The following is a 17,538-nucleotide window of genomic DNA, read 5'->3' as shown; positions in this document are numbered from 1 at the left end:
ATGTTAAACTGCATTATTGATAAAGTATTTTCTTCAAAAGCCCTGTGCATGAAGTTTCTTATTATATCGCTAATGCAGTTTTTCTTTTTTTACGGAAATTCTATTGCTTACGAATCCATAGAAAGCGACAGTTCGAGAGTTGTGTTCCCGACTATCTCTGTGGTTGCGACTCGAGAAATTATGACACCATTGGCTGATTTTTCCGGAACAAGCGTTATCAATTCTGAATTCATCAATAGAATCATGCCTATGCAAATCTCTGAAATATTGAATTTTACTCCCGGAATTAAAATCAGGGATTACGGTGGCTTAGGTGGAATCAAGACTATATCTATGCGCGGCAGCATGGCATCGCAAACTGTAATAATGCTTGACGGTATAAAACTCAATTCGTCGCAGAACGGAATGATTGATTTGAACGTGATTCCGGTCTCTTTGATTGACCGAATTCTAACCACAAGCGGAGGAATGTCCGCAATGCACGGTAGCAATGCAATGGGTGGTGTGATTGATTTTGGCAGTAATTATAATTTGCAAACTTCCAAGATTATCACAAATCTTGGCAGTTTCGGTGAACGCCTCATTAGCCTTAGCGGAGGGACTAATTTGAGTGGAATAAATATTTCAGCTTTTGGGGAATATCGGACTACAAACGGCGATTATAGTCTAAATATCAATCAATACGGCAAAAAATATAATTATCATCGCGAGAATGCTGATTATTCATCATACTCTTTTGGGCTAATTTCGGGGCTTTCGCTTGATTCATCGAGCCATTTGCGATTTTCATCAATATCTAATATCGCTAATAAAGGTGTGCCCGGAGCAGTTTTGCAAGGAAGCATTGAATCTCTAAGAGCGCGTAGCGACGAATTTTTCTCAATTTCAAGTCTAAGTTATTCTAAGCTATTCTCAGAATCAATGCTTTTTACATCATCGTTTTCGTATAAATATTCAGAAAATCATTTCATAGATAGCAAATACGTACCGCTCAACTATTCGGGCAACACAAATTTCTATGCAAATGATTTGACTTTTTCAGGTAATTTACGATTGAAAAAAAAATATTTGGATTTGAATTTTTCAACTGAGCTTTTTCATTCGCAATTGGTTGGAGATATGCTTGACAAAACTCTCGGCGGACAGGTTGACAGAAGTGGATTTTCCCTTGGATTGACATCAGAGTTTAGGCAAATTTCAGACTATTTGCGAGTTGTGGCAGCTACGAGATTGGACTTGTTCAGCGATAATACATCGGCATTGTCGCCTTTTTTGGGTGTAATATTAATGCCATTCAACGATATGATTGAAATTCCTATCAATATTTCGTATAACTTTCGAGTGCCATCCTTCAATGAATTGTACTATTTGAATTATGGCAATTCCGATTTAAAGCCCGAGCGTTCGACTTCTGTGAATCTTGGTGTCAGAAGCTATTTGAGCGAGTATTTCAATGTCCAAAGCAATGTTTTTTACATCAACACAAGCGATATGATTCTGTCTGTACCAAAATCTCCGGTTCAGTGGAGTGCTCAAAACGTCGGTAAAGTTGATTCTTACGGTTTTGAATTGGATTTGAACGGAATTTTATTCGATAATTTGCTCTCGTATAGTTTTGCATATACACGTATGAATGTGATTGACAAACAGCCCGAATCCCCAAACTATGACAAGCTGTTGCCGTATTTTCCCCAAGAAAGTATGGGCTTAACTTTGTTTGTAACTTACAGTGATTTCGTACTCGGCAACACGCTTAATTACTCGTCTTTTGCATATTCACTTCGCGACAATAATCACAGTTCGATAATTGATAATTATTTGATTTATGATGTATCATTGACGAGGAAATTCAATTTCGAGCAATTCGCATTTCAATTACGTTTTGATGTGAAAAATCTGTTTGACACCGAATTTGAAATCATCAAAAATTATCCTATGCCGGGGCGAATCTTCAGAGCATCTGTGCAATTCATTTACGGAGAAAACCAATGAGAATCTTTTTTTCGATGATATTATTCATTTTCATACCTTTTATGTTATTCTCGCAGGACTATGAGCAAGGTTTCATTGATACAGTTTATCAATTCACTCCCGGCGTTTATGTAGAAACTGTTGAATGGGAAAAGCATTTTCCAGTAAATATTTTTGGACCGCCCTCCGAAAAAGCAACTTTACAGGTTCCGGCTTCATCTATGGCAGATGTACTGCCGATTGGAATAGGTGGCGAAATCATAGTCGGTTTCAGTGGCAAGGCATTGTTTAACGGTCCGGGCTATGATTTCATAATTTTTGAGAATGCCTTTTTGAACCCAATAAATAAGGGCATTTTCGCTGAACCTGCTAAGGTTGCTGTGAGCCAAGATGGAATTCATTTTATCGAATTCCCGTATGATAATGAAACTCTGGAAGGATTAGCAGGATTAACTCCGGTTATCGGTACGAAAGACCCCTTCATTCATCCTGCTTGCGGCGGCGACGCTTTCGATTTAGATGATGTAGGATTGTCGTTCATCACGCATATTAAACTCACAGATTTTACGGAAATCATCTTAACTTTGGAAACTAAACACAAGTATTATAATCCTGAGCATATTCTCTCAGGATTTGATTTGGATGCAGTTTCCGCTCGTTATTTAATGGATGAATCATTAGCAAGTATTCTCCAATTTGATAATAAATATGATTTTATAATTCAATCTAACTATGATTATATTCAAGTTATTAGCAATGAACCTAATATTAATTTAATTGCATCAATTTTTGATATATTCGGTCGCAAAATGAATTCTAACAATTTTAGTGATTATTTGCAAATTCCGATTAGCGGCTTCAGTTCAGGAATTTATTTAATGCAAATAGTAGATTCTCAAGGTCAAATTTTATCAATTTATAAATTTGTTAAATTATGATTGTTAAATTAATTTCGATATTATTAATCATATTGGGCATTGCATCATGCGTGAAAACGCCGAGTAACCCTGCAATTACGGAAGAAATTGAGGTTAATTACGGTGATTGTCTCGTTTTGTGCGAAGGCTTGATGGGCTATGACAATTCGGAAATTACTTATATCAATACCGCATCGGGAAAGACGGTTGTTGAAGCATATTCGCAAAGCAATGTCGGATTTCGCTTGGGCGATACCGCAAACGACATTATAATCGAAAATGATACAATATATATATCCTCCACAATCGGAAATTTTATCGAGGTAATCAATCTTAAGAATTTAAAAACGATTAAAAGAATCAATCTTCCGGAAAATTCTGGACCTCGAAAAATAGAAATTGATTCGAAATATATTTACTGCACATTGCTATTTGAAAGCAAAGTTGCCGTGATTGAGCGCTCTACGCTTGAATTTACGGGGCAATTGATTGATGTCGGTCCGCAACCTGAAGGAATTTGCCTCGGCAGCGCGGGAATAGTTTACGTTGCCAATTCAGCTTATGGCGATTTCAATTCCAATCACGAGTATGCGAAAACGATTTCAGTGATTGATGTAATTTCAAAATCAGAAGTCCGTAAAATTGAAATCGGTCCAAATGTCTGCGAAGTAGTCTATAACCCGAAAAATCAAATGCTATATGCCGCATATTACAACTTGCCATCATTAACTGATTCACTCGGTGGCATTGTAGAAATAAGTACTTTAGATAACTCAATTGGGCGACATTGGCGATGTAATCCTTTCAGAATGTCGCTGTCAATGAATGGCGATTCCTTGTTTTTTATTGACCAAAAGCGCTCTGACAAGACTAAATCCAACGCAGCAGTCTCATTTGTAGCTTTACAAAGTGGAAATTATGGAAATTTAATCACCACTGATAATAATGATATACTTTACGCTCTTTCCGTTTCACCCATTGATGGCTCTGTTTGGGTCGGAAATGCTAAAAATCACCAATCTAACGGCACATTGTCTCAAATTAATGGAAATAGCATGACCCGAAATATTCCCGTCGGTCTAAACCCCAACTGCATTGCTTTTGTCCGGTGATTTCTTAGCAAGCACATATTTAAAACTCAGATAAATAATATAAACCGAGAAAGCTAAAATTGTAAATGCCCAAAACCAATGAGGTAGAAGCAAATTTTCAGCAATTACTTGAGTATCAGAAAAGTTTTGTTGTCCATCAACTACTGCTCCCTTTGAAAACAAATATCCGATTCCTTGGTACATACTTGCAAATGCCTGCACTGCAAGCAACTGTAATGTGATGGTTTTGACAATATCTTTGCCTTTGAAAGCTATAAAAGTGATAATTACCGAAAAGAGGAGAATCATTACGAAACCAAAACCAAACCAAGGACGCACCCAAAGCAACGTAGAAATTATAAGGAAAAAACTCAAGGAGTAGAGTGCAATTTCAGTGCTTCGCTTCTTAGTCGATGCTACTAAGAACAGAGCTCCGGCGATTGTCGGACCTATCGGACCTGCCGCTGCTACCAAAGCATTCCCAAAATTCCCTAAGAACAGAGATGAATAGCTGAATTGGGCGTAACCCGAACCATTAGGAAAAATCACGAGCTTATTGAAACTTGCACCTAAAATGAGTGCCATCAAGCCATGAGCTAATTCATGAAACCAAGTACCTAAGATAGTAAATGGATACAAAATCATGTTCCCGAAAGGCACATTCCATAATATAATGGTGAGTAAGCCGAAAGCCATCACACCATAAATAGATTTATTTGTTTGAGATTTTACTATTTCTTGATTCGTCATTTATATTTTATTCCTTATTTTTATAAGTTTTGACGTACTAATTTAATAAAATTTCTTTGAATCGGAAAAATTATGAATACATTTAAGTTAAATTCGAGTTATAAACCTGCGGGAGACCAACCCAAAGCCATCCGAGAGCTAATTGAAGGGCTCGAAAGAGGTGATAAATTCCAGACTTTGCTCGGTGTCACGGGCTCAGGTAAGACATTTACTATGTCGAATGTGATTCAGCATGTACAAAAGCCGACTTTGGTGATTTCGCCAAATAAGACTTTAGCTGCTCAGTTATATGCCGAATTCAAATCCTTTTTCCCCGAAAATGCTGTCGAATTCTTCATCTCCTACTATGATTATTACCAACCCGAAGCATATATTTCCAAATCCGATACATACATCGAAAAAGACTTTGCTATCAACGACGAAATTGACAGGCTAAGGCTCAAAGCCACAAGCAGTCTTGTCGAAGGCAGACGTGACATAATCATTGTTGCATCGGTCAGTTGCATTTATAGTATTGGCAAAAAGGAAGATTTTGAGAAATTCCTGTTCCAAATGCGGAAGGGAATGTTTCTACCACGTCAAAAGCTGCTCTATAAGCTATCGGAGTTGCATTACGAACGTAACGATTTTGATTTTAAGCGTGGCAATTTCCGAGTTCGTGGTGATATTATTGACATTGTTCCTGCATACGAGTCGGATTTGGGCTATAGGATTGAATTGTTCGGAGATGAAATTGACAAAATCTCTACAATTGAAGTCAGTACAGGCAGAGTTTTGACAAACGAAACTGAAGTTACGCTCCATCCGGCAAAACTATTCGTAACGCCCGAAGATAGATTAACAGTGGCTATGCAATTCATTCGTGATGAATTAGCAGAGCGATTAAAAGAGCTTCGATTGCAAGATAAATATTTCGAAGCACAACGTTTGGAGCAACGAACTATGTTTGACCTTGAAATGATGAAGGAAGTCGGCTATTGCTCGGGTATCGAGAACTATTCGATGCACCTGACCGGCAGAACTTTTGGCGAAAGACCGCATTGTATTTTCGACTTTTTCCCTGATGATTATTTGTTGATAATTGATGAAAGTCACGTTTCTGTGCCGCAGGTTCGGGGAATGTATAATGGTGACCGCTCTCGTAAAATGAGTTTGGTCGAGCATGGTTTCCGCTTGCCATCAGCTATCGAAAACCGACCACTGAGGTTTGATGAATTTGAATCATTGATTAATCAAGTCGTGTTTGTGAGTGCAACTCCTTCAGATTTTGAATTGGAGAAATGCGAAGGAGTCGTGGTGGAACAGGTTATCAGACCAACAGGATTGCTCGACCCGCAGATTTCGGTTCGCCCTATAAAAACACAAATTGATGATTTATTGGCTGAAATACGTATCAGAGTCGTCAAAAAAGAGAGAGTTTTGGTGACAACTCTTACTAAACGAATGGCAGAAGATTTGACCGATTATCTGAAAAATCTGAATATTCAAGTGGCTTATATTCATTCCGATGTTGATTCCCTTGAACGTGTCGAAATTATCCGCAATTTGCGTTTGGGGCATTTTGATGTTTTGGTAGGTGTGAATCTTTTGCGTGAAGGGCTCGATTTGCCTGAAGTATCGCTTGTTGCAGTGCTTGACGCCGATAAGGAGGGCTTCTTGCGTAGTCAGACATCATTATTGCAAATTGCAGGGCGTACAGCGCGAAATGTTGATGGTTTAGTGATTCTTTACGCAGATAAATTGACTAAATCAATCAATCATCTAATTTCCGAAACAAATCGCCGCAGACAGTTACAATCCGAATATAACACCTTACACGGAATCAATCCCACCACGGTTTATAAATCTTTGGAGGAAATTCTGTCGTCAACTTCGATTGCTGACATACATCACCCAACAGTTGGGCGGATTAACAAATCTGCAAATAGCAATGAAGTGAAAATCGCTGCAGAACCTGTTGTGAAGTTCATGTCGAAAGAGCAAAAGAAAGAAGTATTGAACCAAATGTTTGCACAAATGAAAGAATCCGCCAAAAACTTAGATTTCGAGCGCGCCGCCGAATTGAGAGACGAAATAAATACACTCAAAGGCGATTGGCAAATAGACTCAGATTAGAGCTCTGATTTTTTCAAATTGCAAGAGTGAATCCTGATTGGCGATTGAAGTCTTATTTTTGACTTCAACTCCCAAAAGAACGTTTAGAACTGCAAGCTCTACTTTTTTTCCATTCAATGTGACGGGCACTTCAGAAATTTGATGAATTGTCTTGGGTATATGTCGTGCTGTTAAATTAGTTCTAATTTCGTTTTTGATATTATTGACCAATTCTGTAGTCAATTCAGCATCGTTTTTCAGCACAACAAAAAGTACGATTTCTACATCATTTTCCTTAGGCAGTCCGATAACAATTGAGTCAGAAATTTCGTCCATTGCTTCTACGATTCTATATATCTCTGAGGTTCCGATGCGAACTCCTCCCGGATTCAAAGTTGCGTCCGACCTGCCATGCACGATGATACCACCGTTTTCGGTAATGGTAATGAAATCGCCATGATGCCAAACACCCGGGAATGTCTCAAAATATGCGGCTTCGTACTTCTCATCGTCTGTATCATTCCAGAAGTAAACAGGCATTGATGGAAATGGTGCCGTGCAAACAAGTTCGCCTTTGCTATCCGAAACAGCTTTGCCGTTCTCGTCCCAAGCTTCTACTTTCATTCCCAAACCGCGACATTGGATTTCCTCCGAATAAACGGGTAAATTTGGATTTCCCAGCATGAAACATGAAATAATGTCAGTACCACCGGAAATTGACGACAAACGCACGTCAGATTTGACATTTTCGTAAACCCACTCAAAATTATCTTTAGAAAGTGGCGAGCCGGTGGACAAAATTGTTTTCAATTCCGATAATTCAAAATTGTTGACCGGATTGATTCCGGCTTTTGGGCATGCACTCAAAAATTTCGGACTTGTCCCAAAAACGCTTATTCCTTCTTCGTCAGCCATTTTCCACATAGCATTCAAGTCAGGATAGGAGGGACTACCGTCATAAAGTACAACTGTAGCACCTACACTCAATGAACTAACAAGCCAATTCCACATCATCCATCCACAAGTTGTGAAATAGAAAATTTTGTCCATATCTGTCAAATTTGTGTGCAATACCAATTCCTTCATATGTTGGAGCAATGTACCTCCTGCTCCGTGTACGATGCATTTGGGTACGCCCGTTGTTCCGGACGAATACATTATATATATAGGATGGTCAAATTCAGACATTTCAAATTCAATTTCTCCTGCTTTATTATCAAGCAGATTATCCCAAGAGATATACTCAAAGCCTTTTATTTCAGCATTTATTTGATTGATGATGACGGTTTTCTTAGTCTGTTCGAGTTTCAAATGAATCTCATTTAGATTTTCAGCCAATGAAATTGTCTTACCGTTGTATTTATAGCCGTCAACTGCAATCAGAACCTTGGGTTCCACTTGTGAGAATCTGTCAACGACACCGTTAACACCAAAATCAGGTGAAGTGGATGTCCAAATTGCACCAATGGAAATCGTTGCAAGCATTGCAATGATTGCTTGTGGATTGTTGCTGATATAACCTGCAACTCTGTCGCCTTTGCCCACTCCCAGAGCTTTCAGTCCTAAGGCACATTTTGCAGTCATTTCATACAATTGTCCATAAGACATGTAAATCGGTTTGGAGTCTTCCGAATAATATGCAATCGCTAATTCACTATCACGAAATTTAAGCAGATTTTCAGCAAAATTCAATTTTGCCCCTTTAAACCAACGATAGTTTCGGATATCTGAATCCGGCAATGCAGAATTAACTTTCGAGATTACGCTTTTGTAGGGCTGCTCATAGACTACATCCATAAATTGCCAAATGTCCTCCCAGAAATTTGCAATGTATTTTATTGACCAATCGTACAGTTCGTGGTATGAACTGAGCTTTAATCCATATTTCAAATTAACGAAATTTATGAATTGGGTCATATTGGATTCATTTATATTATCACCGGCAGGTGTCCACAAAGCTTGCTTTTTCATCACATCTCACATTAGTTTAACGTTTTGAATGACGTGAAACGATACTGAGTATTGAATAGGAATAATTTGCAGTCTAATCAGTAGATGATTTTGAAGGTTTGAGAGGGATTTTTATAGTTAATACCGTACCCTTGCCAATTGTACTTTCGGCTTCAATTGAACCATGATTCATTTCCATGAATTCTCTGCACAAAATTAGCCCCAACCCTGTGCCTTTCTCTCTTGAAGTGCCAAATGTAGAATAATGAACATCAATTCTGAAGAGTTTTTTCAAATCTTCTTCACTTATGCCTACGCCTGTGTCCTTGACTTTAAGTTCGCAATATTCGTTGTTGATTCGGGTGCTTAAATGAATTTCACCACCTTTTGATGTGAATTTTATTGCATTAGACATTATATTCCTAATCACTGTATTTATCATATTCGGGTCAGCGTATGCATAAACAGAGCCACCGTTTCCGGATTGGATTGTGATTCCCTTGTTTTTGGCTGATTCTGAAAGTAGCTTTACATTTTCGGCTACTAAAAATGATAAATCAATCATTTGGCGTTCAGGTTTCATAGCACCACTTTGTGCTTTTGACCAGAATAGCAAGTTTTCGAGCAAATTCGACAAGTGCAACCCGGCTTTGTGGATTTGGCTAATCAAATCAACGTGTTGCTGCTCGGTCATCATCTTGAACTTCGTTTTAATTGTATCTGATGACAATACAATAGCATGAAGCGGATTTTTCAAGTCGTGGGCTATGATTGTAAAGAACTTATCTTTAGTAGCGTTGGATTCAATCAGCTTCTTCTCGTTTTCACGCAAATCTTTGAGTATAAGTTCGAGCTTGTCTGTTTGTTCGGAAATCGTTTGATTTTTGGTACTCAAGAGTCTGTTTGTTCGCTGATTAGTTTTGTATCGGAAATAGAACATTATGAGCAAAACGAAAATCAAGAATGTTATCATTATGAAAGATGTCTTCTGAATCTCGTTTATCCTGCGTTGGCTTTCATTCTGTTGCCTCAGCATTATATTCTCTTTTTCCTTTTTGTCCACATCATACGATATTTTCAATTCGGCAATTCTCTTATTGCTTTCTTCATTTATCAAACTGTCTTTGGTATTCGAATACAATTTGTAATAATCCAGAGCCGAGCGGTAGTTACCAATTTCTCTGTACAAATCATGGTAAAGTTCATAAACTATAATTAATTGCTTTTTGTCTCCTAAACTATTAGCGATTTCATTTGCTATATTAAGATTGCTTATAGCATCATCATAATTTTTTAACAAGATGAATATTTGAGCTTTGGTAGTAAGTGGATGGAATACTCCGGAGCTATCACCTGTTTCCAATCTTGCAGCTATCGAACGTGTACAATAATCAAGTGCTTTGGGATAATTGCCCATTTGTTTATGTATCATACCTATGTTGTTCAGAAGAATACCAATCCCTTTCTTATCCTTATTTTCGTCACGAATAATAAGAGCGTTATCGTATGAAGTTAAGGCCTCTTTAAATCTATTTGTTTCAAAGTAAATATTGCCAATATTGGTCAGTGAACGTGCCAATTCGGCATTGTTGTTAGATAATTTACTTGATTTAGAAGCTTTCTGATAAAAGGTTAAAGCCTCATCATACATTTTGAGAGCATAGTAAACTTTTGCAATTTTGTTATAAACATTGCCTAATTCACCATCGTTAGACGTGCTTTCCACAATTTTCAACATTTCAAAGTAATATTCAAGGGATTTGCTGAATTCGCCAACATCGTAACTGACAAGACCAATATTATTAAGAGATTTGTATATCTCGGTTGTGTCACCGACTGCAATTCTAAATTTTAAAGCTCTTTCATAGAATTCTTTTGCTTCGTGAAAAGCTTTAATATTATAATAAATGACACCAATATTATTCAATGACTGAGCCATGCCAGGCCTGTCTTTTTGAATTTCTCGAATCCTCAAAGCTTCAACATGGTTCTCCAATGCAATTTTATAATCACCAAGGTAATCATAAGCCAAACCAATATTACTGTATGAATTGGCAATCTCAGTCAAATAATTTTTTTGTAAAGCTATTTTTAGAGAGCGGTTTGAATAATTAATAGCTTTTTGCGGGTCTTGGGCTACAATTTCCATTGCCAATTGATTTAGCTTGATTGCTTTTTGGTCATCGGGCAATGCGAATAAAAAATTTTCTACGTTGTCAGTATCGTCTTGCGGGTTTTCAAAACAAAAAACCGAAACTGTACATAGCAATAATGTAACAATTAGTATAATCCGGTTAAATAGTCTTATAAATTGTTTCATATCTGAATGCTAATATTCACCTATTTATTTCAAAATGTCTAAATTTCTTCAACAAATTTAACGAAGAATTTTATAATTCCAACACAATTTTTTTTATTTTTATTCACAATTGAATGGTCAAAACAATGGAAGTCTGCATTGGTTGCTGTTATAAGAAGATTTGTTTGAATTTATGGAAAAAAAGGAATCTTAATTTCGGATAGTTATAATGCCCCTGGCATTGACTTTGTCACTCTTCAAGTGATTTTTAAAGGATGAACTGATATGCAGGATGCACTTATTTGAAAAACAGAGATGTTTGGGTTTGTCACTAAGACAATGGCTGTGGCAACCTTCAACACTTTTTTAATGTATTTTTTTAATAATTTTTTTTTGGAGTAATAAAAATGGAAATTTTCATTGCGATTCTGTGGTATTTTCAAATTTTAGTTTCGGGTGTAACTTATACTACAACCGAAGTCGAGGAAATTATTCAAATTAACCAACCTATTATCGAATCTGTTCAACAAGACCCTGTTCTTGAGAACGAAATTATTGAACTTTACGATGGACAAATTGATGTCGTCGAACCCGACGTTGATACAGAACCAATTCGTAACTAATACAAAACTGATTTAGATTTTTTTAAATCACAGCCATGTAAAGTAACCCTATTAAGGGTTGCTTTTTTTTTTGCGTTCAAAATGTTTTTAGATTCAGTTACGTCAAAAATAATTATTAGATTTGCGTAAATTATTTTTGGTATTGTTAAGGAGAAAATTATGGAAATGGATATTTGTTATGGTGGTGTACCGAGCAAAATTCCCCAGAATTCAATGGGAATCAGAGGTTACGACTATATAGAATTTTATGTAGGCTCGGCAAAACATGTAGCATTTTGGCACGCCAAAGCATTGGGTCTCAACATCGTGGCATATCAAGGTCCTGAAACCGGAACCCGCGACCGTGTGTCATATTTGTTATCGAATAAGCATAATTTGAAGATAATGATTACATCGGCGATTCAACCATCGACATATGATGTTCAGTCTTTCATTCACAAGCATGGAGATGGCGTCAAGCGTTGGTGTGTGGAAGTGGTCAATGTTAACGAAACTTATAGTAAAGCTATCAAAAACGGGGCTGTTCCCGTTACCAAACCATATCGTCTTGAAGACAAAGACGGCTTTGTAGAGCAAGCTGCAATTCGATTATACGATGACACTGAAATCAATTTCATAAACTACGACCATTATAAAGGGCTGTTCAAACCCGGATTTGAAGAACCTTTCTATCACTTCGAAATCAGACGCGAGGAATCCAATCTCAAAATCATTGACCATATCGTCGGCAATGTTCATGTAAACGAAATGGATTATTGGGAAAATTACATCAATCGCTCGTTAGATTTTGAGACTTTCATATTTTTTGGTCCCGGCGATATTTCGACAAAATACTCCGCATTATTGTCCAAAGTTGTCCGTTCTAAGGATTCCGTGATTCAAAATCCCATAAATGAACCATTCGATGCAGAACGCCAATCACAAATTGAAGAATACACACAGCAATACCACGGTTCGGGAATTCAACATGTGGCACTTGCAACAACGAATATAATCGAAACTGTTGCGAATTTGCGTGCAAATGGTATCGAATTTTTAGATGCACCACCCAAAACTTATTATGATGACATCAAACGTCGTAGCGAAGAAAGAGGTGGATTAGTGACTGAAGATATTGATGAACTCGCAAGACTCGGTATTTTGTGCGATATTGAAATCTCGAGTGGCGGCTATTTGCTCCAGCTTTTCACTAAGCCGATATTCGACCGCCCGACCTTTTTCTACGAGATTATTCAACGCAGAAAGGGCGCATCAGGATTTGGGCAAGGTAATTTCCTCGCATTGTTTGAAGCTATCGAAAGAGAACAAGCCAAAAGAGGCAATTTATAGTGAGTCATAATATATATGTATGTTGAATTAGCAAGATTGAATCTTCCGAATTATCAATTCAAGTTTGATGATTCAGATGGCGTTTTGAAGATTTACGATTCGATTCGCAACAAGTTCATTGTGTTGACACCTGAGGAATGGGTTAGGCAAAATTTTGTTCGATATTTGAACGAAACTTTGTGCTATCCCAAATCTCGGACTAAGATTGAACATAACTTGAAATATGGCGAATTGAACAAAAGATGCGATATTATAATATATGATAAATCAGCGAAACCACATATAATTGTGGAGTGCAAAGCATATTCGGTGAAACTTAGCCAATTAACGGTTAATCAGCTCGCTACATATAATTCGCAATTGGGAAGCAAATACTTGTGCATAACAAATGGAATCAACCACTATTATTACGTTTTGAATCCGGCTACTAATAAATACGATTCAATTAAGTCTTTTATAAATTATAACGACAACTAAAAATTGAGGTTCATTATGGCATTCTATCATAAATTAGGCTCTATACCCAAGAAAAAGCACACTACTTTCTACAAACCGGATGGGACTTTGTACCGTGAGGAGTTAGTAAGTTCGAAGGGATTTTCGGGGGTTTATTCTAATAAGTATCATCTGAATATGCCGACAAAAGCAACGAAAATCACCGAATTGCCCAAATTAGCAGATGAAGTTTGGCACGATGCTGAGCTAAGGCATTTCCATTTTTCGACCGATACATTGAAAAAAGAGGGTGATTTTTTCAGTTCGAGAGTATCATATCTCGAAAATAATCATTGCAAAATGTATGCTGCAAAGCCGACAAGGAACCCTGATTACTTCTTCAAAAATGTATATGCTCACGAGTATATTTTCATTCATAGGGGCAGCGGTCTCTTTTTGTCAGATTATGGCACTTTACCTTTCGTCGAGGGCGACCAAATAATCGTTCCTCAAGCAACAATTTATCAGATGCACTTCGATGGCTTCGATGATAATAAAATTGTGATAATCGAATCCGATACACCTTATGAAATCCCAAAACATTACAGAAATGAATACGGTCAACTCGAGGAGCATGCTCCATACGAAGAGCGCGATTTCAAATTGCCACAATTCATGGAACCAAAAGGCGATTTGGGAGATTTCAGAATTTTGATGAAAGCCGGAAATCGCATTTTTGAATATATGCAGCCACATCACCCATTCGACATCGGAGGTTGGGATGGCTACTTATATCCATTTGCATTCAACATCAAAGACTACAACCCCAAAGTAGGACGCATCCATTTGCCGCCACCTATACATTTATTATATCATACAAAGCATTTCGTCTTGTGCAATTTCAATCCGCGACCATTTGATTGGCACGAAGATGCAATTCCTGCTCCCTATTATCATTCTAATGTTGACAGTGCAGAGGTGTTGTACTATGTCGAAGGTGATTTCATGAGCCGAAAAGGTGTTGGACCCGGTTCAGTCACGCTACATCCGCTGGGAATTCCCCACGGACCGCAACCCGGCAAGACCGAAGCAAGCGTAGGTGCAAAATTCACTCACGAATACGCCCTCATGCTCGACACATTCGAACCACTATTCCCGACTACAAACGTTCAACAGACCGAAGACGCCGCCTATCCGTATAGTTGGTTAGAATAAAACGTCTGAACAATGATTTTGTCTGAACTATGATTGATTTGATTAATGTGATTTTTATGATTATGTATTTTGAAATTGTATGCTTCTTAATCACTTTAATCACTCAAATCATGTAAATCATAGTTCAGACTAAATAGCAATTCATCCGATGACTCCCTCAGATTTGCCACAGCTTCATTTAAACCAATTCATCTGAAAAGTTCAAGTCATCGGATGAATAAATGAATTTATTTGCTTCTTAATCATCTTAATCACAAAAATCACATAAATCATAGTTCAGACTAAATAGCAATTCATCCGATGACTCCCACAGATTTGTCACAGTTTTAACCAAACCAATTCATCTGAGAGTACAAGTCATCGGATGAATAAATGAATTTAAGAGCTTCTAAATCACATAAATCATAGTTCAGACAACATAACACACAAATCACATAAATCATAGTTCAGACAACATAACACACAAATCACATAAATCATAGTTCAGACAACTGACAAATTTTTTTCTTCCAAATTTTGTAACTTTATTAGCTTTCATTTGTTATTTTGGAATATGGAGATTGCCAAAATGTAAAATTTTATTTAGATATAAATTGGAGATATGGGTATGAAAAATTTTGCTACCTTTTTATTTGCGTTGCTACTTTTTAGTAGCTCTTTATTTGGTTGGACCAAAGGTTCGTTTTTTCAACCTGATTTTATTTTAAATCCTTACAATGACGAGGAAATTGTTTTTACGGCTTCTTCAAATATTTGTAGATTAGACATAAACAGCGGAAATCTTGATTTCGCATCTCTTTCAATTTCAAATTCGGGAGATATTAAAGATGTCATTATCAATGGCGAATCCAAACGTATCGGATACCTATTTAATGGGAGAATTGCAATTTTCAATTACATGGATTTTACGGAAGTTGCAAATTTCACTATCAATTATGTAGGCGATTCTCAAGACACAAAAGTAAGCTTTTCAAAAGATGGCAATAAAGTTTACACATTCAAAAAGAGCGAGTTACGATTGTCTGTTTACGACATCCCATCCGTCACAAAATCCGATGAAATTATCATTAATGCCAATCCTACATTTTATTCGGCTGCATTCCTCAATAGCGATAAAGCTGAATTCGCTCTACTGATTAATGATTCGCTCGAAATATGGTCTATTCCGGCTCGTAGTCTTGACCGAAAAATCCCCTTTGACTCAAATGCAGAATTGCTTCAGTTCAGAAATTCCGGTGATAATATTACCTATAAAATTGACGATAATATTTATATTGTTGATTCGCAAACCGGCGCTGAAATTTACAGCAAGACTTTACCATTCGATATTTATTCCTACGAATTTTCAGCAAATATGCAATATATGATTTGCAGAGAAGAATATCGTGAGCAATCAGTCTGGGACATAGTTTCCGATACTTTAATTTTTGAAGGTTATGCTTCTCACAGTACCGGTTTAAACTATATTTATATAAATTCGAATAAAACAAGAGCTATTGGATTTATTGAAGAGATGATGTTTTGTGGAAGACTGTTAGATATGCCGCTTATAGAAAAAGTTTACTACTTGTTTGATATGAATGAATTTAGAAAGATAAGTGCTTTAGGTGATGGATATTTAGGCGACCCAATTAATGCTTTAATTAATCCAACCAATAAGCTAATTCTGGTAAGTAGTAATATTGGTTATGAAGAACCAAATTATATTCACGGATTAGTTGATGATAATGGTAAATTCTTAAAATTTATAAATGTTAACAGAGCCGCTATTGCATTTTCGCATGATTCAAAGTACATTGCTTTTAACGATACTTCCGGCTTAATGTTATATAATATCGAATCGGGCATTGTCGAGAAAACGCTAAAAATCCAGCGAAGTACACTTGGCAAAATATTTTTCAGCCCACAAAATGGCGGATTAATTGTTTCAATAACAAAGGACTATATTGATGTTTATGATTACAACACATTGACATTAAATTATTCTAAAGAAATTCCTCCTGAAGAAGGATACGTATATAAGTTAGTATGTGACCTAAGCGGAAAAATCAGTATTTTTTATCAATCAGGTAGATATCTTGAATTTGATACGGAAACCGGCGATTTAGCGGAGATAATACTGAATAATCTCCCCGAAAAAAGGGAATTCAGAGACATGACAAATGACGGTAAATATATACTATGGTCAGTTGATAAAGACAGCATAGTTGTTTATGATATTAAACGACAAAATATCAAATTTTCATACAAACACAATCTTGGAACTAATCATGCTGAAAGCATTTCAATCGGATTCCTTGGGATTCATGAAATAGTTTGGTTATCGTATATTGATAATCCTATTAATAAAAGTAATATATTGCATGCTTATGATTTTGTGGAAGAGCAACAGTACGCATTAGACGGCGAAGGAACACCAAGAGTCAGTATGGACGGCACAAGATATATGACTTTTAGTTGCCCCTATTCGTATTTTTATAACTCAATTCGGCTACCTGTTTCAGTATTTGAAGGCACAATGTCGGAAAACTTATTTACAATTTTCCCCAATCCCGCAACGGAATATATCGAAATCAGTTCTCCATTTATCAACCCTACGGTTAACCGTGGGATTGATGAAAGTTCAGACATCAAAATCTTCAATACATTGGGCGAATGTGTTGTGACTGTAGAGACACGTCATGCCGTGTCTCTACAAAGAATTGATATTTCGCATCTGCCGTGTGGCGTTTATTACCTCCGTATCGGTAGCCGGACGCAGATGTTTGTGAAGATTTAGTCTTGTAGGGACCGCAACAGCGTTCTGTCAGAATAATGGTCATTCTGAGCCGAAGGCGAAGAATCAAGCTTTAATAAAAGGCATG

General features: G+C 37.0%; 12 protein-coding genes. 9 read left to right on the top strand and 3 right to left on the bottom strand.

The genetic code is table 11. The features are described 5' to 3' along the window. Genes M9949_07225 through M9949_07215 form a run of 3 tightly spaced genes read left to right on the top strand, consistent with a single transcriptional unit; the run spans position 1 to position 4,000 of the window. Positions 1-1,992 (top strand): TonB-dependent receptor, encoded by a 1,992-nt coding sequence (locus M9949_07225; GenBank protein MCO5251198.1) that lies wholly within the window; start codon positions 1-3, stop codon positions 1,990-1,992. Beyond that, positions 1,989-2,909 (top strand): T9SS type A sorting domain-containing protein, encoded by a 921-nt coding sequence (locus M9949_07220; GenBank protein MCO5251197.1) that lies wholly within the window; start codon positions 1,989-1,991, stop codon positions 2,907-2,909. The genes M9949_07225 and M9949_07220 overlap by 4 nt, the downstream gene beginning before the upstream one ends. Beyond that, on the top strand, positions 2,906-4,000 hold the full coding sequence (locus M9949_07215; protein ID MCO5251196.1) for a hypothetical protein: 1,095 nt from the start codon (positions 2,906-2,908) through the stop codon (positions 3,998-4,000). Before M9949_07220 ends, M9949_07215 begins: the two co-directional genes overlap by 4 nt. On the opposite strand, the gene M9949_07210 is transcribed toward M9949_07215, so the two are convergent. Continuing rightward, the gene (locus M9949_07210; GenBank protein MCO5251195.1) at positions 3,968-4,729 is read right to left on the bottom strand and encodes a M50 family metallopeptidase; all 762 of its coding nucleotides are present in this window, start codon (positions 4,727-4,729) and stop codon (positions 3,968-3,970) included. The genes M9949_07215 and M9949_07210 overlap by 33 nt on opposite strands. 69 nt (positions 4,730-4,798) lie before the next feature. Between M9949_07210 and uvrB the strand changes: the two genes are divergently transcribed. Then, positions 4,799-6,844 carry an excinuclease ABC subunit UvrB gene (uvrB, locus tag M9949_07205; protein ID MCO5251194.1) on the top strand — a complete coding sequence of 682 codons (2,046 nt, stop codon included), beginning with the start codon at positions 4,799-4,801 and terminating at the stop codon, positions 6,842-6,844. Here uvrB and M9949_07200 read toward each other — a convergent pair. Both M9949_07200 and M9949_07195 read right to left on the bottom strand, forming a co-directional pair. Beyond that, the gene (locus M9949_07200; protein MCO5251193.1) at positions 6,836-8,794 is read right to left on the bottom strand and encodes an acetoacetate--CoA ligase; all 1,959 of its coding nucleotides are present in this window, start codon (positions 8,792-8,794) and stop codon (positions 6,836-6,838) included. The two genes, uvrB and M9949_07200, sit on opposite strands and share 9 nt — an antisense overlap. 73 nt (positions 8,795-8,867) lie before the next feature. Continuing rightward, positions 8,868-11,093 carry a tetratricopeptide repeat-containing sensor histidine kinase gene (locus M9949_07195; GenBank protein ID MCO5251192.1) on the bottom strand — a complete coding sequence of 742 codons (2,226 nt, stop codon included), beginning with the start codon at positions 11,091-11,093 and terminating at the stop codon, positions 8,868-8,870. Between the two features lie 386 nt (positions 11,094-11,479). Here M9949_07195 and M9949_07190 point away from each other — a divergent pair, with 386 nt between their 5' ends. From M9949_07190 to M9949_07170, 5 genes are all read left to right on the top strand, one after another. After that, the gene (locus M9949_07190; protein MCO5251191.1) at positions 11,480-11,695 is read left to right on the top strand and encodes a hypothetical protein; all 216 of its coding nucleotides are present in this window, start codon (positions 11,480-11,482) and stop codon (positions 11,693-11,695) included. A gap of 159 nt (positions 11,696-11,854) precedes the next feature. Then, the gene (gene hppD / locus M9949_07185) at positions 11,855-13,024 is read left to right on the top strand and encodes a 4-hydroxyphenylpyruvate dioxygenase (protein MCO5251190.1); all 1,170 of its coding nucleotides are present in this window, start codon (positions 11,855-11,857) and stop codon (positions 13,022-13,024) included. Positions 13,025-13,039: 15 nt separating this feature from the next. Continuing rightward, positions 13,040-13,501, top strand: coding sequence for a type I restriction enzyme HsdR N-terminal domain-containing protein (locus M9949_07180; protein ID MCO5251189.1), 462 nt, complete (start codon positions 13,040-13,042; stop codon positions 13,499-13,501). Positions 13,502-13,516: 15 nt separating this feature from the next. Beyond that, on the top strand, positions 13,517-14,674 hold the full coding sequence (locus tag M9949_07175; protein ID MCO5251188.1) for a homogentisate 1,2-dioxygenase: 1,158 nt from the start codon (positions 13,517-13,519) through the stop codon (positions 14,672-14,674). Positions 14,675-15,281: 607 nt separating this feature from the next. Further along, positions 15,282-17,453, top strand: coding sequence for a T9SS type A sorting domain-containing protein (locus M9949_07170; protein MCO5251187.1), 2,172 nt, complete (start codon positions 15,282-15,284; stop codon positions 17,451-17,453). Positions 17,454-17,538 lie beyond the last annotated feature (85 nt).

Origin of the sequence: Candidatus Kapaibacterium sp., from assembly GCA_023957315.1 — a bacterium.
GTDB lineage: Bacteria > Bacteroidota > Ignavibacteria > Kapaibacteriales > UBA2268 > PGYU01.
This window is presented reverse-complemented; position numbering and strand designations above follow the sequence as displayed.

Bases quoted from the DNA above. Each gene is read 5' to 3' on its own strand.
- M9949_07225 (MCO5251198.1), top strand. From the start codon at position 1: ATGTTAAACTGCATTATTGATAAAGTATTTTCTTCAAAAGCCCTGTGC.
- M9949_07220 (MCO5251197.1), top strand. From the start codon at position 1,989: ATGAGAATCTTTTTTTCGATGATATTATTCATTTTCATACCTTTTATG.
- M9949_07215 (MCO5251196.1), top strand. From the start codon at position 2,906: ATGATTGTTAAATTAATTTCGATATTATTAATCATATTGGGCATTGCA.
- M9949_07210 (MCO5251195.1), bottom strand. From the start codon at position 4,729: ATGACGAATCAAGAAATAGTAAAATCTCAAACAAATAAATCTATTTAT.
- M9949_07200 (MCO5251193.1), bottom strand. From the start codon at position 8,794: ATGAAAAAGCAAGCTTTGTGGACACCTGCCGGTGATAATATAAATGAA.
- M9949_07195 (MCO5251192.1), bottom strand. From the start codon at position 11,093: ATGAAACAATTTATAAGACTATTTAACCGGATTATACTAATTGTTACA.
- M9949_07190 (MCO5251191.1), top strand. From the start codon at position 11,480: ATGGAAATTTTCATTGCGATTCTGTGGTATTTTCAAATTTTAGTTTCG.
- hppD (MCO5251190.1), top strand. From the start codon at position 11,855: ATGGAAATGGATATTTGTTATGGTGGTGTACCGAGCAAAATTCCCCAG.
- M9949_07180 (MCO5251189.1), top strand. From the start codon at position 13,040: ATGTATGTTGAATTAGCAAGATTGAATCTTCCGAATTATCAATTCAAG.
- M9949_07175 (MCO5251188.1), top strand. From the start codon at position 13,517: ATGGCATTCTATCATAAATTAGGCTCTATACCCAAGAAAAAGCACACT.
- M9949_07170 (MCO5251187.1), top strand. From the start codon at position 15,282: ATGAAAAATTTTGCTACCTTTTTATTTGCGTTGCTACTTTTTAGTAGC.